We start from the raw sequence: 24437 nt of genomic DNA on the forward strand, positions 1-24437 counted from the left end.
CCGTCCTCAGTCGGCGGGCTCCGGGGCGTAGGCGCGCAACAACACCTCCACCCCCTGCTCGATCCGGCGCGCCAGCGTCGCCGCGTCCGCGCGCGGACAGCCGCCGCTGAACAGCCCGGTGGTCTGCAACCCCTGCCACATCCCCAACAGCTGCTCGGCGGCCAGGGTGCAGTCGTGTGCCCGCAGATCGCCGCGGCGCACCGCCTCGGCGAGGATATCGGCGAGCTTGTCGCGGGTTGCCGTCGGACCCTCGCGATAGATCAGCGGTCCCAGCCAGGGCTGCTGGCTCGCCTGGCTCGCCACCATCCGGTGCATGGTGACGAAGTCCTCGCTGGAGAGGAACTCCATCAACACCCCGCCGAACTCGATCAGGGTGCGGCGCAGCCCCGGCGCGTCGGTCGGCAGCTGGTCGAGGATCGCGGTCATCTCCGCGCGCTGGGCGAGCACGGTGGCGCGGACCAGGCCCTGCAGGTCGCCGAAGTGGGCATAGACGGTGACCTTGGACACCCCGGCGGCGCGGGCGATGCCCTCGATGCTCAAGGCCTTGGTCGAGCCGGCGAAGAACAGCGCGCGGGTGGCGTCGATGATCGCCTGGTGCTTGGCGGGATCGGGTGGCCGACCGCGGCGTGGCGTGGTGGCGGCCTCTGGCTTGGTCGTGGTCTTTTGCATTTACTAAACGCTTTCGTACATTAATAATGGATAGGTCCCGTCACGGGGGCCGTCCAGACCATAACCGAATCCCGTTCAGCGACGAACGGGTGGAGTCCCGCGAGTGCGTTACCTGATCCTTCCGCTGGCGCTGCTGCTCGGCGCCTGTCAGCCCGAATCCTCCGGGAGCGAAGCCGTCGCCGAGGCCCCGCCCTGGGTGCTGGCGACCACCCTCGAACCCGCCGCGGGCACCGTCTGGCGACTCACCGGAAGCGTCCATGCCCGTCACGAGATCCCGTTGGCCTTTCGCATCGGCGGGGCGATCGTCGGCCGTGCGGTCGATGCCGGCGAGCGGGTCGAGGCCGGTGCTGCGCTCTTCACCCTCGATCCGGCCGATGTCGAACAGCAGCGGGTGGCGGCCGAGGCCACGGTGGCCAGCGCCCGCGCCGAGACCGAGAACGCCGAGCGCGAGCGTGAGCGTCTCGCCGACATGCTCGAGCGTCGCCTGGCCAGCCAGCAGGAGTACGATCGCGCCGAGACCGCTGCGCGTGCCGCGCGCGAGCGACTGGTGGCCGCCGAGGCGAGCCTCGAGCAGGCGCGCAACGCGGTCGGCTATGCCACCCTGCGCGCGCCCACCAGCGGCGTGCTGATCGCCGTCTCCGGTCAGCCGGGACAGGTGGTGGCCGCCGGCGAACAGATCGCGGTGCTCGCCGAGGACGGCGCGCGCGAGGCCGAGGTCGAGGTCCCCGAGGACCGGCTCGAGGCGCTGCCCGAGCACGCCGCAGCGCGACTGCTCGGCGTGAGCGCGGGCTTCGATGCCGAGTTGCGCGAACTGGCCGGGGCGGCCGACGCCGCCACCCGGACCTGGCGCGCCCGCTATCGGCTGATCGAGGGCGCCCCGGCGCCGCTCGGCGCTACCGTCACCCTGCGCTTCACCAGTCCGCTCGACGCTGCCGCGGGCCTGGTGGCGCGGGTGCCCCTGGGCGCCGTGCTCGAACGCGGTCGCGGCGCCCAGGTGTTCCGGATCGACGGCGAGCAGGTAGTGGCCGAGCCGGTGCGGGTGCTGGGGCTGTTCGACAGCGGGGTGGAGATCCACACCCGGCTCGCCCCCGGGACCCCGATCGTCGCACTCGGGGTCGATCGGCTCGAACCCGGTCAGCGGGTGCGGGTGCGGCCATGAGCGAGGGACGTTTCAACCTCTCCGCGCTCGCGGTGCGCGAGCGCTCCGTCACCCTGTTCTTCATCCTGCTCACCGCGCTGGTCGGGCTGATGGCCTTCCTCCAGCTCGGTCGCGCCGAGGACCCCGCCTTCACCGTGCGGGTGATGGTGGTCTCGGCGCAGTGGCCGGGGGCGAGTGCGCGACAGATGCAGGACCTGGTCGCCGAGCCGCTGGAGAAGCGCATCCAGGAGGTCGCCTACTTCTACAAGGTCGAGACCACCGCGCGCCCCGGGCGCGTCGACCTGCTCGTCGAGTTCCAGGACTACACCCCCTCGGAGGAAATCCCGGAGCTCTACTACCAGGTACGCAAGCGGATGCAGGACGCCGCCCCGAGCCTGCCCGCCGGGGTGCGCGGCCCCTTCGTCAACGACGAGTTCTCCGACGTCTACTTCGCCCTCTATGCGCTCGCGGCGCCGGGGCTCGAGCCGCGCCTGCTGGTGCGCGAGGCCGAGCGCGTGCGCGACCGTCTGGCGCGGGTCGAGGGGGTGCAGAAGGCGCGGCTGCTCGGCGAGCGTCCGCAGCGCTTCTTCGTCGAGTTCGATCACGCCCGGCTGGCCAACCTGCAGCTCACCCCGCAGGCGGTGATGGACGCGCTGCAGGCACAGAACCAGCTGCTGCCGGCCGGTTTCGTCGAGACCGAGGGGCCGCGTCTGGCGCTGCGCCTGGATGTCGGGCTGCGCGACCCGGAGGAGATCCGTCGCGTGCCGCTGCGCGTCGGTGGCCAGCTGGTCAGTCTCGGCGAGGTCGCCGAGGTGCGCCGCGGCTACGAGGACCCGCCCGAGTACCTGGTCCGCGCCGGTGGCGAGGACGCGGTGCTGCTCGGGGTGGTGATGCGGCGCGGCGAGAACGGGCTGGAGCTGGGCGCGCGGCTCGATGACTTCGTCGCGCGTCTGGAGGCGGAGCTGCCGCTCGGCATCACCCTGACCCGGCTGACCGACCAGGCCGACGCCATCGCCCACGCCGTCGACCTGTTCCAGATCAAGTTCCTGGTCGCCGTCGGGGTGGTGATGCTGGTGAGCTTCGTCGCCCTCGGCTGGCGCGCCGGACTGGTGGTCGGCATCGCCATCCCGCTGACCCTGGGGCTGACCTTCCTGCTGATGCTGATCCGCGGCATCGATCTCGACCGGGTCTCGCTCGGCGCGCTGATCATCGCCCTCGGGCTGCTGGTCGATGACGCCATCATCGCCATCGAGATGATGCTGGTGAAGATGGAGGCCGGCTGGGACCGATTGCGCGCCGCCGCCCACGCCTGGACGGTGACCGCCGCGCCGATGCTCAGCGGCACCCTGGTGACGGCGATCGGCTTCGTGCCGATCGGCTTCGCCCGCTCCGGGGTGGGGGAGTACGCCGGCAACATCTTCTGGGTGCTGGCCTTCGCGCTGCTCGTCTCCTGGCTGGTGGCGGTGACCTTCACCCCCTATCTGGGCTCGCTGCTGCTCGCCGACCCCAGGCCCGGCAAGGATCACGGCGAGGGCTACGACGGCCCGCTCTACCAGCGGCTACGCGCGCTGATCCGCCGCTGCGTGGGCCACAAGCGGCTGGTGGTCGGCTTCACCTTCGCGCTGCTGGCGCTGGCCGTCGCCGGGCTCGCCGGTCCGGTGCAGAAGCAGTTCTTCCCCAGCTCGGACCGCCCCGAGGTGCTGGTCGACATCTATCTCCCCGAGGGCAGCAGCATCGGCGCGACCGACGCGGTGACCCGTCGTGTCGAGTCGGTCCTGGCCGAGGCCCCGGGGATCGCCTCGGTGTCGAGCTATGTCGGCGCCGGCGCGCCGCGCTTCTTCCTCGCGCTCAACCCCGAGCTGCCCAACCCGGCCTTCGCCAAGCTGATCGTGGTGGCCGAGGACGTCGCCGCGCGCGATGCGCTGATCGCGCGGCTGGAGTCGCACATCGCCGCCGGCGACTTCCCCGAGGCGCGGGTGCGGGTGCACCGGCTGCTCTACGGCCCGCCGGTGATCTGGCCGGTGACCTTCCGCGTCGTCGGTCCCGACCCGTTGCAGCTGCGCGCCTTGGCCGACCGGGTGCGCGCCCTGGTCGCGTCCGATCCGCACACCCGCGGCGCCCATCTCGACTGGGACGAGCGGGTGCCGGTGGTGCGTCTCGCGCTCGACCCCGACCGGCTGCGACTGATCGGGCTGACCCCGCGCGAGATCGCCCAGCAGATGCAGTACGCGCTCACCGGCATCGTCGCCACCGAGATCCGCGAGGACATCCGCAACGTCTCGCTGGTGCTGCGCGGCAGCCAGGACCAGGCGGTGCGGGCCGAGGCGCTCGCCGACCTCACCCTGAAGACGCTCGACGGGCGCACCGTGCCGCTGGCCCAGGCCGGCAGCCTCAGCATCGGCTTCGAGGATCCGGTGCTCAAACGCTATAACCGCGAGCCCTTCATCGCGGTGCAGGCCGAGGTGAGCGGTGCCCAGCCGCCGGACGTCACCATGGCGATCTGGTCGCGACTGGCCGAGCTGCGCGCGACCCTGCCGCCGGGCTATCGCATCGACATCGGCGGCGCGGTCGAGCAGTCGGCCAAGGCCGACGCCTCGATCCAGCGGGTACAGCCGATCATGCTGGCGTTGCTGTTGATCGTGGTGATGCTGCAGATGCGCAGCTTCTCCGGCACCCTGATGGTGGTGGCGACCGCGCCGCTGGGGGTGATCGGCGCGACCCTGGCGCTGCTGGTCGGCGATCGTCCGTTCGGTTTCGTCGCCCTGCTGGGGATGCTCGGGCTGGCCGGTATCCTGATGCGCAACACCCTGATCCTCGCCCAGCAGATCGAGGTCAACCTCGCCGCGGGCATGGCCCGCGCCGACGCGCTGATCGAGGCCACGGTGCGCCGCACCCGACCGGTGGTGCTCACCGCCGTCGCCGCCATCCTCGCCTTCCTGCCGCTGGCCACCGACACCTTCTGGGGACCGCTGGCCTATGTGCTGATCGGCGGCATCCTGGTCGGCACCGCCATCACCCTGCTGTTCCTGCCGGCGCTCTACGCCCTCTGGTTCCGCGTGCGGCTGGAGGGGTGAGGGAGGTCGCCAGCGACCAGCCGTCAGTGGGTGCGGATCCGCGCCGCCTGTGGCCGCACGCCGACATCACACATCATTCACTTTGCGCGCTTCGCGGCTTTGCGGTTCAATCCTGGCCGCTGGCCGCTGGCCGCTGGCCGCTGGCCGCTGGCCGCTGGCCGCTGGCCGCTGGCCGCATTGCGTCCGTCCCGCGAGGGCGTAGAATCCCTCATCGATCCCAGTGATTTTCCCGCGCCGGCGTCCGCGTGACGCCGCCACCTCCCTGCCACCCCGACGTCTACGGCGTCGGGGTGGTGTTGTTGAAGCCTGACGGATACCGATCGCTATGACTGCACTGGAATGGTTGCTCATTCCGCTCCTCGCGCTCACCCTGGTGGTGTTGACGCTGTTCTCCGCCAATCTGGCGACCCTGAGTCTGGCGCGCCTGCTCGCGCCCCGGCGAGCGCTCGCCAGCGCCGCACTCGATCCCGAGCGACTGCCCGAGGTGCTGGTGCAGCTGCCGCTCTACAACGAGGGCGAACTGATCGGCCCGTTGCTCGAACACATGGCCGCGCTCGACTGGCCGCGCGAGCGGCTGCACGTACAGGTGCTCGATGACAGCACCGACGACTCGCTGGCGCTCAGCGAGCAGGCGGTGGCCCGCGCCCGTGCCGCCGGGCTGCGCGTCGAGCTGATCCACCGGCGCGAGCGCACCGCCTTCAAGGCCGGCGCCCTGGCCGCCGGACTGGAGTGCTCGGAGGCGCCGCTGGTGGCAATCTTCGACGCCGACTTCGCACCGCCGCCGGACTTCCTGCGTCGCACCGTGGCGGTGCTCGAGGCCGATCCGGGGCTGGCCTATGTGCAGACCCGCTGGGCGCACCGCAACCGTGACCACAGCCTGCTCACCCGGGTGCAGGCGCGGTTGCTCGATGCCCATTTCCGCGTCGAGCAGGAGGCGCGCTGGCGGCTCGGCCTGCCGGTGCCCTTCAACGGCACCGGCGGGGTGTGGCGTCGCGCGGCGATCGAGTCCGCCGGCGGTTGGCACGGCGACACCCTCACCGAGGACCTGGACCTGAGTCTGCGCGCGCACCTGCGCGGCTGGCGCTCGGCCTTCCTCGGCGCGCTGGAGGTGCCGGCGGTGCTGCCGACCTCGACGCGCGCCTGGCGCGCCCAGCAGTTTCGCTGGAGCAAGGGCTTCGCCCAGTGCTTCCTCAAGCTCGCCCCGATGGTCTGGTCGAGCCCGCGCCTGGCGCCGTGGCAGAAGCTGCTGATCGGTCTCGAGCTGGCCCAGCCGCTGGCCTTCCTGCTCGGCTCGCTGTGTCTGCTGATGGGGCTGCCGTTCATCGCCGGGGCGGCGGTCGGCGGAGCGCTGCTGGGCACGGTGGCGATCACCGCCTCGGTGCTCGGGCTGGTCGCGCCGGTCGGCTTCCTGCTGCTCGCCGGTCACGGGGGCGGGGTGCGGGAGACCGCGCGCGAGGTCGCCGGTGCCTTGGTGCTCACCAGCGGCTTGCTGCTCTCCAATGCCCGCGCCGGGGCCGAGGCGCTGCTCGGTCATCGCAGCGAGTTTGTCCGTACCCCAAAGCGTCGGGGTGGTCCCGGTGCGCGCCGCCGCCAGTGGCGCGGCGGTCTGCCGGAACTCGCCGCGGGGCTCGCGTTGCTCGGCTTCGTGCTGTTGCAGCAGCCCGTCGCGGTGATCTATCTGCTGGTGGTGATCGGGGGGCTGCTCGGGGTCGGCGCGCTGCAGCTGCGCGATGCGCTGCTGCTCGACCGACCCGGCGAGCCCGGCGCCTGAGTCGCGCCCCGGGCAACCGACGGTTGGGGCGCCACCCGGGGCGAAAATCGCGTCCCGGGTGGCGATTTTTGGGGCCTTGGTCAAGTATCATGTTCGGTCTTCGCTTGAAACCCGAACCATGAGCACATTGCCAATGCTGGTCCTCCGTGGCGCGCCCGCCCTTTCCGATCTCCGTCTACGCAAGCTCGCCGAGCGGCTGAGCGCGCATACCGCCCGTCCGCTGCGGGTCTATGCCGAATACGTTCATTTCGCCCAGCTCTCGCGCCCGCTGGACTGGTCCGAGCAGCAGGTGCTCGAACGCCTGCTGAGCTATGGCCCGAGCCTGCCCCAGCACGACCCCGAGGGCGGACTGGCGCTGGCGGTGCCGCGCCCCGGCACCATCTCGCCGTGGTCGACCAAGGCCACCGACATCGCCCACAACAGCGGGCTGGCGGCGGTCGAGCGCATCGAGCGCGGCATCGCCTACTACGTCACCCTGGAGGACGGCACGGTGCCCGAGGCGGCGCTGCTGGCGCGCGCCGCCGAGCTGCTCCACGACCGCATGACCCAGGTGGTGCTGGGCGCGCTGGAGGAGGCCGAGCAGCTGTTCGTGCGCGCCGAGGCGCGCGCACTGCGTCGCGTCGATCTGCTCGGCGGCGGGCGCGCGGCGCTGGTCGCGGCCAACACTGAGTTGGGGCTCGCGCTCTCCGAGGACGAGATCGACTATCTCGCCGAGAGCTTCGGCGCGCTCGGGCGCAACCCCAGCGACGTCGAGCTGATGATGTTCGCCCAGGCCAACTCCGAGCACTGTCGTCACAAGATCTTCAACGCCGACTGGACCATCGACGGCGAGGCGCAGCAGCGCTCGCTGTTTGCGATGATCCGCAACACCACCCAGTGCGCGCCCGAGGGCGTGCTCTCGGCCTACAGCGACAACGCGGCGGTGATCGAGGGCAGCATGGGGCAGCGCTTCCTCGCCGACCCCGACAGCGGCGTCTACGGCGCGCACGCCGAGCCGATCCACGTGCTGATGAAGGTCGAGACCCACAACCACCCGACCGCCATCGCCCCCGATCCCGGCGCGGCCACCGGCTCCGGCGGCGAGATCCGCGACGAGGGCGCCACCGGCCAGGGCTCCAAGCCCAAGGCCGGGCTGTGCGGCTTCTCGGTCTCCAACCTGCGCATCCCCGGCTTCGAGCAGCCCTGGGAGGTCGACCACGGCAAGCCCGGGCGCATCGTCTCGGCGCTCGACATCATGCTCGAGGGGCCGATCGGCGCGGCGGCCTTCAACAACGAGTTCGGCCGGCCCAATCTCGCCGGCTACTTCCGCACCTACGAGCAGACCGTCCCCGGTCTCGCCGAGGGCGAGGACGAGCTGCGCGGCTATCACAAGCCGATCATGATCGCCGGCGGGCTCGGCAACATCCGCGCCGAGCACGTCAACAAGCAGTCCTTCCCCGCCGGCACCCCGCTGATCGTGCTCGGCGGTCCGGCGATGCTGATCGGGCTCGGCGGCGGCGCGGCCTCGAGCATGGCCACCGGCGCCTCGGCCGAGGACCTGGACTTCGCCTCGGTGCAGCGCGCCAACCCCGAGATGCAACGCCGCTGTCAGGAGGTCATCGACCGCTGCTGGGCGCTCGGCGAGGACAACCCGATCCTCTTCATCCACGACGTCGGCGCCGGCGGGCTGTCCAACGCGCTGCCCGAGCTGGTGCACGACGGCGAGCGCGGCGGGCGCTTCGAGCTGCGCGAGGTGCCCAACGCCGATCCCGGCATGTCGCCGATGGAGATCTGGTGCAACGAGGCCCAGGAGCGCTACGTGCTGGCGGTCGACGCCGCGCGGCTCGAGCGCTTCCGCGCCATCTGCGAGCGTGAGCGCTGCCCCTACGCGGTGGTCGGCGAGGCGACCGCGTCCGAGGAACTCAAGCTCGGCGATCGTCAGCTCGACGACACCCCGATCGACATGCCGATGTCGCTGCTCTTCGGCAAGCCGCCGAAGATGCACCGCGAGGTCAGTCACGTCAGCCCGCGCCGCGCGCCGCTCGACACCGCCGCGATCACCCTCGACGAGGCCGTCGAGCGGGTGCTCGGTCTGCCCACGGTGGCCGACAAGAGCTTCCTCATCACCATCGGGGACCGCAGCATCACCGGTCAGGTGGCGCGCGATCAGATGGTCGGTCCCTGGCAGGTGCCGGTGGCCGACTGCGCGGTGACCCTGAGCGACTACCAGGGCTACACCGGTGAGGCGATGGCGATGGGCGAGCGCACCCCGCTGGCGCTGCTCGACGCCCCGGCCTCGGGGCGGATGGCCGTCGGCGAGGCGCTGACCAACATCGCCGCGGCCGACATCGCCCGTATCGGCGACATCAAGCTCTCGGCCAACTGGATGGCCGCGGCCGGTCATCCCGGCGAGGACGCGCGGCTCTACGACACGGTGCGCGCCGTGGGCCTGGAGCTGTGTCCGGCGCTCGGCATCGCCATCCCGGTCGGCAAGGACTCGATGAGCATGAAGACGGTGTGGCAGGGGCCCGAGGGCGAGCGGCGCGAGATGACCGCGCCGCTGTCGCTGATCGTCTCGGCCTTCGCCCCGGTGCGTGACGCGCGCACCACCCTGACCCCGCAGCTGCGCACCGACCTCGGCGACACCGAGCTGCTGCTCGTCGATCTCGGGCGGGGCGCCAACCGGCTCGGCGGCTCCTGTCTGGCGCAGGTCTACGGCCAGCTCGGCGAGGTCGCGCCCGATCTCGACGACCCGGCGCTGCTCAGCGGCTTCTTCGCCGCGATCCAGACGCTGCGCGCCCAGGGCCACCTGATCGCCTATCACGACCGCTCCGACGGCGGTCTGCTCGCCACCCTCGCCGAGATGGCCTTCGCCGGTCGTTGCGGGCTCGACATCGATCTCGCGCCGCTCGCCGTCGACGACCTGGCGGTGCTGTTCAACGAGGAGCTGGGCGCGGTGGTGCAGGTGCCGAGCGCGGCGCGCGCTGCGGTGCTGGCCGAGTTCGAGTCGGTTGGTCTGGGCGATTGCGTGACCCGTCTCGGCGCGCCCTCGGTCGATGGTCGGGTGCGCATCCGGCGCGGTGAGCAGACCCTGTTCGCTGCCACCCGTGCCGAGCTGCAGCGCACCTGGTCGGCGACCAGCCATCGCATGCAGACGCTGCGCGACGACCCGGAGTGCGCCGACGAGGCCTATGCGCGCATCGCCGATGCCGCCGATCCCGGGCTCAACGCCAGCCTCGGCTTCGACCCGGCCGAGGACCTCAGCGCGCCTTATATCGCCCGTGGCGCGCGCCCGCCGATGGCGATCCTGCGCGAGCAGGGCGTCAACGGTCAGGTGGAGATGGCCGCGGCCTTCCACGCCGCCGGGTTCGAGTGCGTCGACGTGCATCTCTCCGACGTCGTTGCCGGTCGCGCCGAGCTGAGCCGCTTCCGCGGTCTGGTCGCCTGCGGCGGCTTCTCCTACGGCGACGTGCTCGGCGCCGGCGAGGGCTGGGCCAAGACCATCCTCTTCAACGCCCGCGCCCGCGATCAGTTCCAGGCCTTCTTCGAGCGCACCGACACCTTCGCCCTGGGCGTGTGCAACGGCTGTCAGATGCTCTCCAACCTGCACGAGCTGATCCCCGGCGCCGGTCACTGGCCGCGCTTCGTGCGCAACCGCTCCGAGCAGTTCGAGGCGCGCACGCTGATGCTCGAGGTGGCCGACACCCGCTCGCTGCTGCTCGCCGGTATGGCCGGCTCGCGGATGCCGGTGGCGGTGGCCCACGGCGAGGGACGCGCCGAGTTCCGCGACGAGGCCCATCTCGCCGCGGCGCGCGCGGCGGTGGCGGTGCGCTATGTCGAGAACGACGGTCATGTCGCCGAGCAGTATCCGGCCAACCCCAACGGCTCGCCCGAGGGCATCGCCGGTCTGACCACCGACGACGGTCGGGTGACCATCATGATGCCGCACCCCGAGCGGGTCTTCCGCACCGTGCAGCACAGCTGGCACCCGGATGGCTGGGGCGCGGATGCGCCCTGGATGCGGCTGTTCCGCAACGCCCGGGTCTGGGTCGACTGATCCCCGCGATCGCGCCCGCGCCCGCCGCCGGCGGGCGCGGCGTATCATGGCGTCTGGATGACGCGGCGCGTCGGCGCGCCCGTCCATGTCTTCGCCCCTGTTCGATGGATCGGGGGGAGGGAAGCGGGAGACACGCCCCGGCCAATCGTCGGGCGCGTCTCCCTGGATCGTGATCACATTGAGGTGATGCCCCATGGAAGTCTCCAGACTGACCCTGTGCGCCCTGCTCGTCGCCACCGCGCTCGCGCCCCATGTTGCCAGCGCCGAAGACTGGCAGCGGATCGATGCCGCCGCGTCCTTCGTCGACACCGACGGGGTGTTTCGCACCCCCGCCTGCTCCGGCTCGCCGCGGCTGGAGGAGGGTGAGGTGGTGGCCACCGACACCGACTACGCCTTCTTCGTCCGCGACGGTGATCCCGCACGACTGCTGCTGTTCTTCGACGGCGGTGGCGCCTGCTGGGACGCCGGCACCTGTATCGACGCCGCGCTCGACGGCGACGTGCTCTATTACCCCGAGGTCGACGAGACCCCCGCGGAGCTGGCAGGCTTCGGCGGGGTGTTCGACATCGATCGCGACGACAACCCGTTGCGCGACCATCTCCAGGTCTATCTGCCGTACTGCACCGGCGACCTGCACCTGGGCGCGCGCGACACCAGCTATCCGCTGCCCGACGGCGGCGACTGGACCATCTATCATCGCGGGCACGACAACGTCATCGCGGTGCTCGAGTACCTCGCCGACTATTACGCCAACGAGGTCGGTGAGCCGCCCGAGGAGATCGTCCTGGTCGGCGCCAGCGCCGGCGGTTACGGCGTGCTCTACAACTATCCCGCGCTCGCCCGGCGCTTCCCCGGGGTCGAGCGGGTGCGAGTCCTGGTCGACTCCTCCAACGGGGTGATCTCCGAGGACCTGTTCGAGCGCGCGCTCGAGGCCGACGGGGTGTGGGGCGCGCAGGAGAACCTCGACCCCGAGATCGCCTCGGCCTTCGACGACGGCGCCGGCCAGCTGGTGCCGGGGCTGCTCAACACCCTCGGCTGGCAGTACCCGGACGCCCGTTTCGGTCAGTACACCCGCGCCTATGACGCCGTGCAGGTGCTCTTCTTCAACGTCTCCTCCAACCTCGGCAATCCCGAGCGCTGGTTCGATCCGGTCTATCTGCTGCTCTCCGGGCTGGAGTGGACCACCCGCGCGCGCGCCTCGATGTGGGGCACCGCCTTCACCACCTGGAACTATCGCTTCTACCTCGCCCAGGGGCAGACCCACATGGTCTCCTTCTACGACGACTTCTTCAGCGAGGACAGCGCCGGCGGTATCGAACTGGTCGACTGGTTCAGCGACATGATCGAACGCCGCTGGACCTTCGGCAGCGACTGGCGCAACGCCAGCTGCGTCCCCGCCTGTCTGCCGCCCGAGGGGCTGGATCTCTCCACGCTCTAGCCTGATTGTCCCCGGCGCCGCGAGGCGTCGGGGACGATCGGGTACATCTCTTGCCGTTCAGGGCGTTGCCGTCGTCTTGTCACAGGCCGCCGCGCGCTGGCGGCGCGTCTCCGCCGTGTCCTCGATCAGCACCGAGATGATCGCCAGCTTGCACGCCTCGGTCTCGACGGACTCGGGGTGGCTCCAGTCGATGCTGCTCCGGGTACTGGGCTGGTCGACAGTGGCTCGGACGTGCTGGGAGCGCGGTGTGGGTGTCGGGGCAGGCGCGGGCGCGACGAGCCGCTCCGGGGCGGTAACCGGCATGCGCCAGGGCTGGGTGAGCGACTGCCAGCCGAGTATCGTCAGCGCGAGGCCGATGAGTCCGAGCAGGGAGATGACGCGACGGCGCAGGCGTCCGGTCGTGCAGCCATGACGGGCGGTGAGCTGGTCGAGGTGCGCGCGACGGGTGCTTTTGTCGTCACGGGTGGCATCGAGCAGATCCTCCCAGGCGAGCTGTAGCGCGATGGGGGCACTCTGGCCGGCTGATGCGCCCAGGACCTCGGGCAGCTCGGCCAGCGTGGTCACGCCCGCCGGTCTCCCGCGGGCAAAGCTGGCGCGTCCACTGAACACCACCAGTCCGCGTGGTTGGTGTGCGTCACCGAGTCGTGCCCGGACCGCCTGCAGGTGGGCGTGGTTCTGGCGCAACGGATTTTGGAAATCATGCTGGTTGCGTCCGCAGCGCTGGGTCCAGCGCGCCTCGTGCGCGCGCCCGAGGATGTGGCAGCCGAAGTGCTTGGTCTCGATCACCCAGATCGTCTCGGCGGTGAGGGCGAGATGGTCGATCTGTGTCCAGCCGCCGCGCCCGTCCGCCAGCAGCCGGTCGTGACAGGTCGCCAGGCAGTGACGATCGAGCACGCGCGCCACCCGGCGCTCGCCGCTCCAGCCGCGCAGGCGGGGCCGAAGCGCGGCGAGCAGGCGGGGGAGCACGGTGGCGAGCAGTAACAGCCCCAGGAGCGTCGGGCCGACCTGGATGACCAGGGGCCGGAGCTGGGTGAAGAGCTGGTTGGCGATCTCCCCGATCAGGGGGCGGAGTCCGTCCATGGGTGCGGCCCTGTCCGTGTCGGTGAGGGCTGAGTCTACCCCGCCGCCGCTCCCTCAGGGCGTGACTGGGTGCGACATCCTGCAACGCCGCTCCAGCCGTCGGTCCTGGTGGTAGTCGAGCCCGAGGCGCAGCGCGATCTCGGCTGCTCGATGTCCAGGTTCACCGTGACCAGCCGTCCCGCGATCGCCACCCTAGGTAGCGCCGTGAGCGGTTCGAGTGGCGGCCGGTCGGAGAGCGTGCACAGGGCCACCGGCGCCGTGGCATCGCCGACCAGGTAGTCGCCCGGTAGCGGCGGCCAGCCGGGCAGCCTCGATACCGATTGCCGCCGACGTGCTCCCGCGCTGAATCGGTCACGCCCTCACTGGGGTGATGGCGGGCGGTGACGGCCAGGCGGTTGTCGCCATCGGTGCCTCGGGTCATCAGTTGCGCCAGCGCGTGCATGACACTGGATCGGTGGGCAGCCAAACTACGATGCCCAGCCCCCAGCCCCCAGCCCCCAGCCCCCAGCCCCCAGCCCCCAGCCCCCAGCCCCCAGTGGGGAGGATTGGCGCCCATAATGGCGCTAGAGGCTGATGTCTTGCGTCAACGGCGGGAGGAAGCGCGCCCAGTGGCGGCTGATAGCTTTTCCTTCGCGGTTCAATCTCCCCGGCCGGGCGCGTTCAGCCGGTATTGGAGACGGCTCGGAGGCTTGCCGGCAGGTGTTCGATCAAGTAGTCGATCAGGCTGCGCACCGAGGGCAGCATGCCGCGTGGGCTGTGATAGAGCAGATAGATGTGGTGCGTGGTGCCGGTCCACTGTGGCAGGATCTGCATCAGCGTGCCGGCTCGGATCGCCGTGGCGACGACGGGCTCGGGCAACAGCCCGATCCCGAGCCCGCGGCAGACGACCTCTTGCAGCAACCGCATGTCGTTGGTCTCGACGCGCGGGGAGAGTTGGAGCGTCATGCGCTGCCCCTTCGGTCCGGTGAGTCGCCAGCGTGTCTGGCCGTCGGTCGATTCCTCGGAGCGACAGATGACGTCGTGGGCCGATAGTTTCTCTGGTCCCGTGGGTTGTCCTCGCCGTTTGAGATAGACGGGACTGGCGACCAGGATACGGTGCGCGTCGGCCAGCGGCCGGGCCACCAGATCGAGCGCCTCGTCGATGCGGGCGCTTGGGCGCAGCGCCAGGTCGAAGCGTCCGTCGAACAGGTCGACCACGCGATCGGTGGCCTCCACCATCAGGTCAACCTTGGGGTACTCGGTCAGATAGTTCGCGAGGATAGGGGCCAGATAGCTCTCCGCCATCACCTGGGGACAGGTCAAGCGCACGGTGCCGGCGGGCTCGCGGCGCAGGTCGGCGACGCTCTCGTAGGCGCTCCGCGCGCCTTCCACCGCCGCCCGGCAGTGGGCGTAGAACCGTTCTCCGGCCTCGGTCAGCGCGATGCGCCGCGTCGAGCGGTGCAGCAGCCTCACCCCGAGGCGCGATTCCAGCGCCGCGATCCGTCGGCTCAGTCGGGTCTTCTCGACCCCGGTGGCGCGGGCGGCGGCGGAGAAGCCATGGTGCTCGACCACGGAGGTGAAATAGACCAGGTCGTTGAAGTCGTCCACGGCTGATTGGTGCTCTGGCGCAACAGTCTTTGGCGATCCCGCATCTTATCACCGGCCCGGCACGACAGTACCCTGGCTCCAGCGTCACCCGGCCCCAGGCCGCCCATCCGATGAGGTCCCCCCGATGACAGATCAGCCGCCCCTCGAACTCCTCGCCTTCACCGACCCGGTCTGTACCTGGTGCTGGGGGAGCGAGCCGGTGCTGCGTGCGCTGCGGATCGGTTATGGCGATCAGTTGCGTATCCGCCCGGTGATGGGCGGGCTGGTCGAGGACATCCGTACCTTTTACGACCGCGCCAACGCCATCGGCGGCGACCCCGAACAGGCCAACGCGGCGATCGCCGCGCACTGGCTGGAGGCCTCGGCGCGTCACGGCATGCCGGTACGGAGCGAGGGCTTCCGGCTGTTCGGCGCCGAGACGGTCTCGACCCATCCGCAGAACATCGCCTGCAAGGCCGCCGAGCTGACCGATCCGCGGCTGGCGCCGCGCTATCTGCGTCGTCTCCGCGAGGCATCGGCCGCCGAGGCGCGCGAGACCGGACGGCGTGAGGTGCTGATCGAGCTGGCCGACGAGGTCGGGCTCGATCTCGCGACCTTCATCGGGCGTCTGGAGGACGGCTCCGCCGAGCACGCCTTCCGCGCCGATCTGGCGCTGACCCGTCGAGCCGGGGTGCGCGGCTTCCCGAGCTTCCGGCTCGTCTTCGGCGAGCGCGCGCTGGCGCTGCACGGCTATCAGGGCTTGGCGAACATGCGCGCGGTGATCGAGAGCCTGAGCGAGGGCGCGCTGTGCTGGCGCGCGCCGCGCGGTGGCGCCGAGGGGCTGCTTGAACTCATCCACACCCTTGGGCGGATGGCCCCGGTCGAGTTGGCCACCATCCTCGAGCTGTCCGTACCGGAGCTGGAGCGCCATCTCGCCGTGCTGGAGGGTGCCGGATCGGTCCGGCGCGTGGTTGCGGGCAACGGCTGCTTCTGGGAGGCGGTCGGCGGCGCGGCCGGCTGTGATCCGGCCGCCGGACTCTGCGTCGCCTGACAGGGGGATCCTCACCGGTGGGGGGAGGTGGGGGCGGGGTGCGGACTGGCCCTGATGCTCGCTGCTGTCTCGACCGGGCCGGTTCGGCTCGCACGGGGTGGTGGTCTGCGCCGGTCAGGCCGTCGGTGTCTGCCGCGCCTCTCTGAACGAGGCCATGGCATCGAGCCGCGCGGCCATGTCCGCCTTGCGCGCGATCAGCTTGTCGGCGAGTTTCTGACTGCCGCCGCCCTCGTCGATGACCGCGCGGATGCGCGCGTCCGGGAGCCGTGTCACCACCGCGATGGCCGCCGCGATGGCCTCGGCCCGCATATCGCCGAAGAGCCTGACGGCGTGCGGGTTGCCGGCGTCATCGCGCAGCACGTCGAGCTCATCCACCCGGGTGCCGAAGGCCTTGCCCTTGGGGTCGCCGTGGGCGCGGAACGACAGCGCGCCGCCGAGGTCGAGCGTCAGCACCCGGTCGTCGACCACGCCCTGGTTGTCGCCGTCGAAGCCGGCGGCGTCCCAGTTGGCCGTCCAGGCGTGCACGCCGAACCAGCGTTGGGCCTGTCTGCGCTCGCGCTCGCTGAGGTGGGCCACGCAGCGCTTGTCGAGCTCGACCCATTCGGTTGCGACCTGATCGGTCCGCGTGGTGCGCACATAGGTCAGGGTCGGCGCCCCGGTCAGCGCGTAGAGGCGGGCTGCGAGCATCTCGTTGCGCGCGTGCATCGGCGACTCCAGCGTCTTGACGTAGTAACGCCGTCCGTCCGCGTCCTGGAAGAGACCCGCGGGGTTGGTGCCCAACTGGCCGCCGATGCGCTGCATGGCGTCGGTGTCCACGGGTGCTCTGGCGGAGATCATCGTGGCTCCTGGCTCAGTCGATGGGTCGGGTGCGGCGCACCAGGGCGAGTTGCGAGGAGGTTTCGATGGCGCCCTTGCGCGCGCCACGAACCTCGCGGATCGCCGTCTCGGGGTCCATGCCCAGCTCGACGAGCAGACGGGCGGCGATCATGCCCGCGCGGCCCAGCCCTCCCCGGCAGTGCACCAGCACGGCCTTGCCATCGCGGAGCCGCTGGCGGATCTCGGGGCCGTGGGTGAGCCACTGGGTCTCGAAGGCCGGGCTCGGCACCGAGTAGTCGGCAATCGGCAGGTGACGCCAGTCGATGCCCCGGCGCCGCACCGCCTCGCCCAGCTCGGGCACCTTGAGCGTCACCAGCTCGGCGGGCTCGACCAGCGTCAGCACCAGGGCCGCGCCCCAGGCGACGATGACGTCGAGATCGGCGGCGAGGTCGCGTCGCCAGGCGCCGGTGTGGGCGAAGGGGTCCTGCTTGCCCGGGCAGAAGGTGATCCCGATCCGGCCGTGCGACGGGCTCGCTCGGACCTCGGCGATCTGCAAGGGATGCGTCTGGCTGGTCCGGGCCGCTGACATAACACCACTCGATGTGGGGTGAAGGACATGGGCATGGGAGTTTAGCAAAGCGTCGGGGCGGACTCCTCCCGCGGTCGCGTGCCGCGATGGCGGCGCTCCCGCTGGGGCGGCGGGCGGCGCGTCCGCTCCTGGTGGAGCGAGCGCACCAGTCATGGGTTGATTGGTGCATCAGTGCAACAGTCCTTGGCGATTCTGCCGTCTTATCAGAGCAGGGGAGTCGGGATAGGCTGATCCCAGGTTCGAGGTCCCCTGGCCGGTCCCTGGCGTGCGGTCGTTGCCGGGGGAGGGCAGGGTCTCCATCCTCGCCATAGGTCCCGGAGATCGGCGCGGGCAACCGGCCGATCCCGTGACAGCGACGAAACGTTTAGAGAGTGTTCCTGATGACCGTTTCCACCCAGCAGAGGCTCGAGATGCTGCGCACCATGCTCCTGGCGCGGCGTTTCGAGGAAACCCTGACCGAGCTGTGCCAGCAGCCCGACAAGATCCACGGCATGATGATCCTGGCGACGGGGCAGGAGGCGGTCGGCTCGGGGGCCTGCGCCGCGCTGTCGCCGGCGGATGTCATCGTCACCAATCATCGCAGTCATCACCACCTGCTCGCTCGCGGCGCCGACCCGAAGGCGCTGATGGCCGAGATCTTCGGTCGGCGCACCGGTTGCAACAAGGGCAAGAGCGGCACGCTGCATCTGGCGGTGCCCGAGGTCAACGCGCTCTGCACCACCACGGTGGTTGGCGGCGGCTTCCCCATCGCCACCGGGCTGGGCTTTGCCCAGCAGTATCGTGGTGACGAGGCGGTGACGCTGTGCTTCTTCGGCGATGGGGCGACCAGCGAGGGCTCCTTCCACGAGGCGCTCAACCTCGCCGGGCTCTGGCGCCTGCCGGTGGTCTTCGTGTGCGAGAACAACCGCTATGCCGCCGCGCAGGGCTATGACGAGCACACCCCGATCGAGTCGCTGGCGACCCGCGCCGATGCCTACGGCATGCCGGGCGAGCAGGTCGACGGCAACGATGCGCCGGCGGTGTTCGAGGCCACCCGGCGCGCCCGCGAGCGCGCTCTGGCCGGCGCGGGACCGACGCTGATCGAGTGCATGACCTACCGCTGGCGCGGTCACGGCGAGGGTGACCCACAGCGCTACCAGCCCGCCGAGGAGATCGCCGCCTGGAAGGCGCGCTGTCCCATCGAGCGGTTGAGCGAGACGCTGCGCGCACACGGCGAGCTGTCCGATGCCGAGCTCGATGACCTGCGCGCGAGCACCGCCGCCGCCGTCGCCGAGGCGGTGCGCTTTGCCGAGGAGAGCCCGTGGCCCGAGCCGCACGAGGCGCTCGACGATGTCTGGGTCGCGTGAGGGGGAGATGACGATGCAAACACTCGGAATGGGCCAGGCGGTCAATCAGGCGCTGCGCGAGGAGATGGCGCGCGATTCACGGATCTTCCTCGCCGGCGAGGGCATCGGGGTCGGCATCCACGACAGCCCGATGATGCCGACCGCGGGGCTGCTCGAGGCCTTCGGTCCCGGGCGGGTGAAGGACACCCCGGTCTCGGAGGCGGCGATCGCCGGGCTCGCGGTCGGTGCCGCCGCCGGTGGGCTGCGCCCGGTGGTGGAGGTGATGTTCAACCCCTTCTTCACCCTGGCCTCGGACATGATCATCAACCACGCCGCCAAGCTGCGCTATCTCTCCGGCGGCAAGACCCGCTTCCCGCTGGTGGTGCGGATCAAGAGCGGGGCCGGTTTCGGCGCCGGTTGCCAGCACTCGCATAACCTCGAGGCCTGGGTCGCACACTGTCCGGGGCTGAAGGTGGTGATGCCCGCCACCCCGGCCGACGCCAAGGGGCTGTTGAAGTCCGCCATCCGCGACGACAACCCGGTCATCTTCATTGAGGACATGGGGCTCTACTTCGCCCCGGACGCGGTGCCGGAGGACGATTACACCATCCCCATCGGCAAGGCCGACATCAAGCGCGCCGGCACCGATGTCACCGTCGTCACCTGGTCGAAGATGCTCGGTGTCGCCATGCAGGCGGCCGAACGGCTGGCCGGCGAGGGCGTCGATGTCGAGGTCGTCGACCTGCGAACCCTGACCCCATTGGACAGCGAGACCATCCTCGCCTCGGTACGCAAGACCGGACGTCTGGTGGTGCTGCACGAAGCGACCCGCACCGGCGGTTTCGCCGGCGAGATCGCCGCCGTGGTCATGGAGCAGGCCTTCGCCGACCTCAAGGCCCCGCTGCGCCGGGTCACCGGCCCGGACATCCCGGTCCCGGCCAGCCCGCCGCTGGAGCAGTTCTACATCCCCGACGCGGGGCAGGTGGTCGCGGCGATCCGCGAGATCGTCTGACCCCGACCCCGGAGGCGCTCCGTCGTCTCCGGGTGTCGTTCGCTCCCGAGCATGGGTGCCCGTATACGCATGCGCCGCGCCGTCGACGACCGAGATCGTCGACGGCGCGGCGCTTCGTCCTGCTGCCTCAGTCCTGCCACTTCTGGATCTCGATGATGTTGCCTTCGGGGTCCTTGGCGTAGACCAGATGGATGGCGCCGAGGCCACCGACATCGCCATGGACGGTCTCGCCGACGGTTGATCCGCCGTGATCGAGCACCTTCTGCAGACAGGCGTCGACATCGTCGACGGCGAAGGCGATGTGGCCGAAGCCGAAGGTGTTGATGGCCTTCCTCGCCTGCGTGTCCTGTTGATCGTATTGGAAGATCTCCAGTGTCGGACCGGTGTCGTCGAAGCCCGGCAGCAGGAGGTGGATCCCCCGTATGTGAACGGAGTCAATGGCCGTCAGGCGGTCGAGCCAGTCGCCCGCCAGATCGCGTTCGGGTGGTTTTGGCGTGCAGCCGAAGACGTTGGTGTAGAAGGTCGCGAGCCGCTTCCAGTCCTGGGCGACGATGTTGGTGTGGCTGAAGGAGATACGCATGTCTCGTCGGCGGCTCCGGTGAGGAATGGCTGGGTTCGTGGGCGGGCGCGTCCATGACGGCCCAAGCCCTGAGCTTTCTTGCCCGGGGCGTCGCTGTCAACAGACGAGAGCGCGATGACGCGCCCTGCGCCGTTCAGGTCCACGGCTCCAGCCGCCAGCCCTCGGCGCCGCCGACCAGGCGTCCAGCGCGTCCAGAAAGGCGTCGTCGTGGGAGACCACCTCCAGCGCTCCCTGGTCGTCGCGCAACAGCTGCTCCAGCGCGAGCAGCGAGGGCCGGTCGAGATGGTTGCTCGGCTCGTCGAGGGTCGGCAAGTCCGCCGCCGAGAGCATGGCGCCGATCAGCGCGATGCGTATCGACCCGCCGTCGCCGCTGAGGGGCGCCGGCGTGGGTTCAGCGTGTCCGAACCTTGAAGGTCGCGATCAGCTGCTCGAGTTGGGCGGCTTGCTCGGTGAGGGTGTGCGCGGCCATCGAGGACTGTTCTGCGCTGTTGCTGTTGTGATTGATGACCTCGTCGATCTGCGAGATGGCATCGCTCAACTGCTCGACTCCGCTGGCCTGTTCGTTGGCCGCGAGTGCGATATCCCCCACCAGAGAGGATGTCTCGGAGGAGCCGGAGACGATCGTCTGCAGGGCGCTGGCGGTCTCATCGGTGAGCTCCAGACCCTTGGTGGTGCGAGTCGCCGTGCTTTGGATCAGTTGGGCGGTCTGCTGGGCGGCCTCGGCGCTGCGCGCCGCCAGCTGACGCACCTCGTCGGCGACCACCGCGAAGCCGCGACCGTGCTCACCGGCGCGTGCCGCCTCGATGGCCGCGTTCAGGGCGAGCAGGTTGGTTTGGGCTGCGATCTCTTCGATCACCTGGGTAATCTTGGTGATGTCCTGACCCGATTGCTCGATTTGCTGCATCGCAGTGCGCAGCTCTTCCATCAGCCGGTCTCCGTCGCGCGCCGACGCTTCGGCATTCTTCGAGAGGGCGTTTGCGCGCTCCGCCTTGTCGGCGCTTTGACGAATCTGGTCTGCCATCTGGCCGATGGTGGCGCTGATCTGGGTGACAGAGGCGGCCGATTGAGTGGCGCCGCTGGCGAAATCCTGGCTCAGGCCCGATACCGTCTGTGCCTTTTCGGTGATCAGTGAAGCGCCGGATTGTACTTGGGACACCAGGTTGTTGAGGTTATCGACCATACGCTTGAGGGCGATGCCGAGCTGATCCTGCTCGGATGCCAGTGCGACATCCAGGTCAAGGTTGCCGCGCGAGATCTGCTCGGCGAGTTCGGCACGGTCCTGCAGGCTATCGGCCATGGTGTCGAGGCTGCGGGCAAGCTGCCCGATCTCGTCCTGTGAGGTATGGGTAAGACGTTGCGAGAGGTCCCCGGTCTGGATGGCATGGGCGAGCCCCGCTGCGCGGCGGATCGGCCCGGCGATCGAGCGCGCAGCGAACCAAAGCACGGCCATCGCCAGCAGTGCGACCAGGACGCTGACGAGGACCTGCATCAGGGTGCCGCGCTGTCCCTGGGTGGCCATGTCGTCTCGCAGGGCATAGGCCTTGGCAAGGACCAGGCGGGCGTCGACGCTGAGCATGACCGACCAGGTGGTCCCGGTGCGGCCGAGCTTGATCGGGAAGAAGACCTCGATCATCCCGCTCTCATCGTCGACGCGTGCGAGCGCCTTCTCCTGCTTGATGATCTCGAGGCTTTGCTGCCAGCCCTGGGGATCGATCGCCTTGAGGGGCTGTCCGATGTGCTCGGGATGCGCGCTGGCGGCGATCACCAGCCCTTGCTCGCTGACGATGGCGACGTCACCTTCGCCATCGTAGATGTTCTGGGAGATCTGCCGGCTGATGCGCTGGACGAAATCGAGGTCATAGTCGGTGCCGGCCACGCCCTGAAATCGGCCATTGACCATGATCGGTACCGAGAGCGTCGCCAGCCAGACCTGCTTGCCCTGCACGACATAGGGCAGGGGAGCGAGGATGCTTTCCCGCCCCGTCCGCTTCGGGTTGATGTACCAGCCGCCCTTCATCACGCCGTTTGGGTGGCGTTCCTCGGAGTCGTACTCGACCAGCGCCTGGACGTCGATCTTGCCGCTGGGGTCGCGTGTCCAGTAGGGGGTGAAGCGGCCGGTCTGATCGTTGTTGCCATCGCCTGTGCCACGGAATGCGGCATCACGACCGTCGATGGTGTTGGGCTCCCAGCAGGAGTAGGTGCCGTTGAATTCGGGGTTTTCCTCCAGAACCTTCAAAAGGATGGCGTTGACGTGACTGCGTTCGAGGTCGAGGTCGGCGCCGGACTGGGCTACGGCGAAGACGTTGGCCATGGTCCTGGCGGTGTCGAGGGCGGTGTCGAACTTGGCCCGAATGTCGCCTGCGTATTTTCCGGCGAGGATTTCGAGTTCTTCGAGTGCCGCTGCCTCGGCCTGGGATTCGACGCGTTCGGAGACGAGGCTCTGGGTGGAGTGGGAAGAGTAGACCCCGTAGCCGACGAGGATACCGGCGGTGGCAAGCAAGCAGAGTCCACCGATGAGTGCGATCTTCTGCTGAATCGATTTGACGACCATCTTCCCTCCATATGCATGGATATATCGGGGGTATCCTGCGTCGACTACCAAGATCTGTGCATGGGTCGGGCGGCGGCGGTTTTCAACGCTTTGTGTTGTTGCTCGCTCCTTGTCGCGCCGACTCGCGGAGGGGCGTATCGGTTGGCAGGGCTGCATGCCTTCCGTGAGCGTCGGGCGCGGTCGAGTCGCTCCAACCAGGGGGGGGTCGTGATCGAAGGCGAGGGCCCGGGATGGCTGAATCGGCGAAGAGTTCTCTGGACAAGGGGGCGGCCCTCGCCAGCACGGAACCCCCTCGCTATGCGCTCAGCGCTCACGCTGAGTGATTGGCTCAACGCGCTGGCGGTCCGCTGAAACGAGGAAGCTCGTCCAGGTTCTGACGGGTCCAAGCCGCCTGGTTCTCCACATAAATCTTCGCGTCCGGGCGTCTGCCGACGACTGAGTCCAGACAGCCTGCTGGTACGACAAGCGGGGCGTCAGGTGTCGATCGTGTCGGCAGTGCCGATCCGCAGTGTATGCAGAAGCTCTTTTCGTGCAGGGTGTTGGGCAACTGGAAGGTCTTGACGTGCGCCTTGCCTTCGATCCAATGAAGCCGCGCGGATTGTGAGAACAGATTGGCGGCGTGAGCCGACCCCGTGTCCTTTTGGCAATACGTGCAATAGCACAGATAGAAGCTGTCGAAATCACCCTCGATCTCGAAGCGGACTCGACCACACAGACATGATCCGTGGTGTCTTCCTTTCATTGAATGCTGCATGCGTGTTGCTCCTGTCGTGGCGGAGAGAAGAGCAACCGGGCTCTTCTCTGACCTCGAAGATAGCGACACTCCCGCCGCGCGGCGAGCGCCGTCAGCCGCTCTGGCGCGCCGATCGCGGCGCCAAACCCCTTGAGCAGGAAACCGGCGTGCTCGACGAAACGCTCCGGCGCGATACCGAGTCGGGAGAGGATGTCGGGCAGATCCGCCGGGATCGCCCCGCGCTTGCGTGGATGCAGGGCACGGCCGAGCGAGTCGACCAGGGTCAGGTAGCCGTCGAAGGTAAAGGGGATCGTTGCGGGGACCTCGGCGGGGTTACCGAAGGGCAGTAGTGGGGCAGCGGGCAGGCGATCGAGGACGGTCTCCCAGAGGTGGGTGCTGCGGGCCTCTGGCGAGCTGTCGGCGTGATCGGTCACGGCTGGTGAGGGCGGGTGCGTGGCTGGCGGGGTGTCATCCGTCTCGGACGTCGCGGTCTCCTGGGCAGCACGCGCGCGTTGCGAGCCGGGATGGACGTCTGGCGGTGCTCGTCTTGCCGTATCGGGTGACAGCGCCACGACGAGATGCCGCCCGTTCGCCGCGCCATCATCGCCCGCCCGCAAGGCCGCAATCCGTGCCGCAATCCCGGTATGCGCACTCTCCTCCGGTGTCTCCGCGATCCCCGCCCGAATCGGGTTGAGATCGACATAGGCCATCACCGCCAACAGCGCCGTCTCATCGAGGATCGCCTGCGAGCGAAAGCGCCCCTCCCAGAACCGCCCGCGCACCCCGTCCTCCCGATTCGCCGCCCGCGCGATCGACTCGTTGAGCACCCGCATGAACCAGGAGAGATCCGCCAGCCGCGCCCGATAGGTCGCGACCAACCCCGCGACCACCTCCAGCTCCGCCTCGGTCATCCCCGCCCGCGTCGCAGGCGACAGAAACCGCTCCACCACCACTGGCCCCCGGAACAGACACCGCCAGCGTCGCAACACCTCGGTATCCGACCACCCC

19 protein-coding genes are annotated in these 24437 nt (G+C 69.7%); 8 read left to right on the plus strand and 11 right to left on the minus strand.

What is annotated here, in order from left to right; genetic code table 11:
- Positions 1-6: 6 nt before the first annotated feature.
- Entirely contained in the window at positions 7-669 is a 663-nt protein-coding gene (locus EDC29_RS16240) for a TetR/AcrR family transcriptional regulator (RefSeq protein WP_123142675.1), read from the minus strand.
- A gap of 103 nt (positions 670-772) precedes the next feature.
- Here EDC29_RS16240 and EDC29_RS16245 point away from each other — a divergent pair, with 103 nt between their 5' ends.
- The 5 genes from EDC29_RS16245 to EDC29_RS16265 all read left to right on the plus strand — a co-directional run bounded on the left by EDC29_RS16245 (position 773) and on the right by EDC29_RS16265 (position 12126).
- The gene (locus EDC29_RS16245; RefSeq protein ID WP_132230608.1) at positions 773-1828 is read left to right on the plus strand and encodes an efflux RND transporter periplasmic adaptor subunit; all 1056 of its coding nucleotides are present in this window, start codon (positions 773-775) and stop codon (positions 1826-1828) included.
- Complete coding sequence (locus tag EDC29_RS16250) at positions 1825-4881, plus strand: efflux RND transporter permease subunit (RefSeq protein WP_132230609.1); 3057 nt, start codon at positions 1825-1827, stop codon at positions 4879-4881. The genes EDC29_RS16245 and EDC29_RS16250 overlap by 4 nt, the downstream gene beginning before the upstream one ends.
- Positions 4882-5206: 325 nt before the next feature.
- Positions 5207-6652, plus strand: coding sequence for a glycosyltransferase (locus EDC29_RS16255; RefSeq protein ID WP_123141391.1), 1446 nt, complete (start codon positions 5207-5209; stop codon positions 6650-6652).
- Between the two features lie 133 nt (positions 6653-6785).
- Positions 6786-10688, plus strand: a complete 3903-nt coding sequence (gene purL, locus EDC29_RS16260) for a phosphoribosylformylglycinamidine synthase (RefSeq protein WP_132230617.1) — start codon at positions 6786-6788, stop codon at positions 10686-10688.
- 193 nt (positions 10689-10881) lie between these two features.
- Positions 10882-12126, plus strand: a complete 1245-nt coding sequence (locus EDC29_RS16265; protein ID WP_132230610.1) for a pectin acetylesterase-family hydrolase — start codon at positions 10882-10884, stop codon at positions 12124-12126.
- 57 nt (positions 12127-12183) lie between these two features.
- Here the strand turns inward: EDC29_RS16265 and EDC29_RS16270 are convergent, their stop codons facing one another.
- From EDC29_RS16270 to EDC29_RS16280, 3 genes are all read right to left on the minus strand, one after another.
- On the minus strand, positions 12184-13206 hold the full coding sequence (locus tag EDC29_RS16270) for a nuclease-related domain-containing protein (protein ID WP_132230611.1): 1023 nt from the start codon (positions 13204-13206) through the stop codon (positions 12184-12186).
- 35 nt (positions 13207-13241) lie between these two features.
- Positions 13242-13514: a hypothetical protein gene (locus EDC29_RS17710; protein ID WP_132230618.1), complete on the minus strand. Its 273-nt coding sequence runs from the start codon at positions 13512-13514 to the stop codon at positions 13242-13244.
- A gap of 352 nt (positions 13515-13866) precedes the next feature.
- Positions 13867-14793, minus strand: a complete 927-nt coding sequence (locus EDC29_RS16280) for a LysR substrate-binding domain-containing protein (protein ID WP_123141386.1) — start codon at positions 14791-14793, stop codon at positions 13867-13869.
- Positions 14794-14917: 124 nt separating this feature from the next.
- Between EDC29_RS16280 and EDC29_RS16285 the strand changes: the two genes are divergently transcribed.
- On the plus strand, positions 14918-15823 hold the full coding sequence (locus EDC29_RS16285; protein WP_123142682.1) for a DsbA family protein: 906 nt from the start codon (positions 14918-14920) through the stop codon (positions 15821-15823).
- A gap of 114 nt (positions 15824-15937) precedes the next feature.
- On the opposite strand, the gene EDC29_RS16290 is transcribed toward EDC29_RS16285, so the two are convergent.
- Complete coding sequence (locus tag EDC29_RS16290) at positions 15938-16660, minus strand: hypothetical protein (protein WP_123142683.1); 723 nt, start codon at positions 16658-16660, stop codon at positions 15938-15940.
- A gap of 13 nt (positions 16661-16673) precedes the next feature.
- Entirely contained in the window at positions 16674-17228 is a 555-nt protein-coding gene (locus EDC29_RS16295) for a cyclin-dependent kinase inhibitor 3 family protein (RefSeq protein WP_123142684.1), read from the minus strand.
- 380 nt (positions 17229-17608) lie between these two features.
- On the opposite strand from EDC29_RS16295, the gene EDC29_RS16300 reads away from it, so the two are divergent.
- Both EDC29_RS16300 and EDC29_RS16305 read left to right on the plus strand, forming a co-directional pair.
- Entirely contained in the window at positions 17609-18574 is a 966-nt protein-coding gene (locus tag EDC29_RS16300) for a thiamine pyrophosphate-dependent dehydrogenase E1 component subunit alpha (RefSeq protein WP_123142689.1), read from the plus strand.
- 13 nt (positions 18575-18587) lie between these two features.
- Positions 18588-19565 carry an alpha-ketoacid dehydrogenase subunit beta gene (locus EDC29_RS16305; protein WP_132230612.1) on the plus strand — a complete coding sequence of 326 codons (978 nt, stop codon included), beginning with the start codon at positions 18588-18590 and terminating at the stop codon, positions 19563-19565.
- A 127-nt stretch (positions 19566-19692) separates the two neighbouring features.
- Here EDC29_RS16305 and EDC29_RS16310 read toward each other — a convergent pair whose 3' ends face one another.
- From EDC29_RS16310 to EDC29_RS16330, 5 genes are all read right to left on the minus strand, one after another.
- The gene (locus tag EDC29_RS16310) at positions 19693-20145 is read right to left on the minus strand and encodes a VOC family protein (RefSeq protein WP_123142685.1); all 453 of its coding nucleotides are present in this window, start codon (positions 20143-20145) and stop codon (positions 19693-19695) included.
- Between the two features lie 96 nt (positions 20146-20241).
- Positions 20242-20475 carry a P-loop NTPase family protein gene (locus EDC29_RS16315; protein WP_132230613.1) on the minus strand — a complete coding sequence of 78 codons (234 nt, stop codon included), beginning with the start codon at positions 20473-20475 and terminating at the stop codon, positions 20242-20244.
- A 61-nt stretch (positions 20476-20536) separates the two neighbouring features.
- Positions 20537-22696 carry a methyl-accepting chemotaxis protein gene (locus tag EDC29_RS16320; RefSeq protein WP_123142686.1) on the minus strand — a complete coding sequence of 720 codons (2160 nt, stop codon included), beginning with the start codon at positions 22694-22696 and terminating at the stop codon, positions 20537-20539.
- A gap of 328 nt (positions 22697-23024) precedes the next feature.
- Entirely contained in the window at positions 23025-23450 is a 426-nt protein-coding gene (locus EDC29_RS16325; protein WP_123141380.1) for a GFA family protein, read from the minus strand.
- A partial coding sequence (locus tag EDC29_RS16330; RefSeq protein WP_132230614.1) for a transposase occupies positions 23435-24437 on the minus strand: 1003 nt, incomplete at its 5' end. The genes EDC29_RS16330 and EDC29_RS16325, both read right to left, overlap by 16 nt.

Source organism: Marichromatium gracile (genome assembly GCF_004343155.1).
Taxonomy (GTDB): Bacteria; Pseudomonadota; Gammaproteobacteria; order Chromatiales; family Chromatiaceae; genus Marichromatium; species Marichromatium gracile.

Coding starts and splice junctions, on each gene's coding strand:
- EDC29_RS16240 (WP_123142675.1), bottom strand. CDS start 669: ATGCAAAAGACCACGACCAAGCCAGAGGCCGCCACCACGCCACGCCGC.
- EDC29_RS16250 (WP_132230609.1), top strand. CDS start 1,825: ATGAGCGAGGGACGTTTCAACCTCTCCGCGCTCGCGGTGCGCGAGCGC.
- EDC29_RS16255 (WP_123141391.1), top strand. CDS start 5,207: ATGACTGCACTGGAATGGTTGCTCATTCCGCTCCTCGCGCTCACCCTG.
- purL (WP_132230617.1), top strand. CDS start 6,786: ATGCTGGTCCTCCGTGGCGCGCCCGCCCTTTCCGATCTCCGTCTACGC.
- EDC29_RS16265 (WP_132230610.1), top strand. CDS start 10,882: ATGGAAGTCTCCAGACTGACCCTGTGCGCCCTGCTCGTCGCCACCGCG.
- EDC29_RS16270 (WP_132230611.1), bottom strand. CDS start 13,206: ATGGACGGACTCCGCCCCCTGATCGGGGAGATCGCCAACCAGCTCTTC.
- EDC29_RS16285 (WP_123142682.1), top strand. CDS start 14,918: ATGACAGATCAGCCGCCCCTCGAACTCCTCGCCTTCACCGACCCGGTC.
- EDC29_RS16290 (WP_123142683.1), bottom strand. CDS start 16,660: ATGATCTCCGCCAGAGCACCCGTGGACACCGACGCCATGCAGCGCATC.
- EDC29_RS16295 (WP_123142684.1), bottom strand. CDS start 17,228: ATGTCAGCGGCCCGGACCAGCCAGACGCATCCCTTGCAGATCGCCGAG.
- EDC29_RS16300 (WP_123142689.1), top strand. CDS start 17,609: ATGACCGTTTCCACCCAGCAGAGGCTCGAGATGCTGCGCACCATGCTC.
- EDC29_RS16305 (WP_132230612.1), top strand. CDS start 18,588: ATGCAAACACTCGGAATGGGCCAGGCGGTCAATCAGGCGCTGCGCGAG.
- EDC29_RS16310 (WP_123142685.1), bottom strand. CDS start 20,145: ATGCGTATCTCCTTCAGCCACACCAACATCGTCGCCCAGGACTGGAAG.
- EDC29_RS16315 (WP_132230613.1), bottom strand. CDS start 20,475: ATGCTCTCGGCGGCGGACTTGCCGACCCTCGACGAGCCGAGCAACCAT.
- EDC29_RS16320 (WP_123142686.1), bottom strand. CDS start 22,696: ATGGTCGTCAAATCGATTCAGCAGAAGATCGCACTCATCGGTGGACTC.
- EDC29_RS16325 (WP_123141380.1), bottom strand. CDS start 23,450: ATGCAGCATTCAATGAAAGGAAGACACCACGGATCATGTCTGTGTGGT.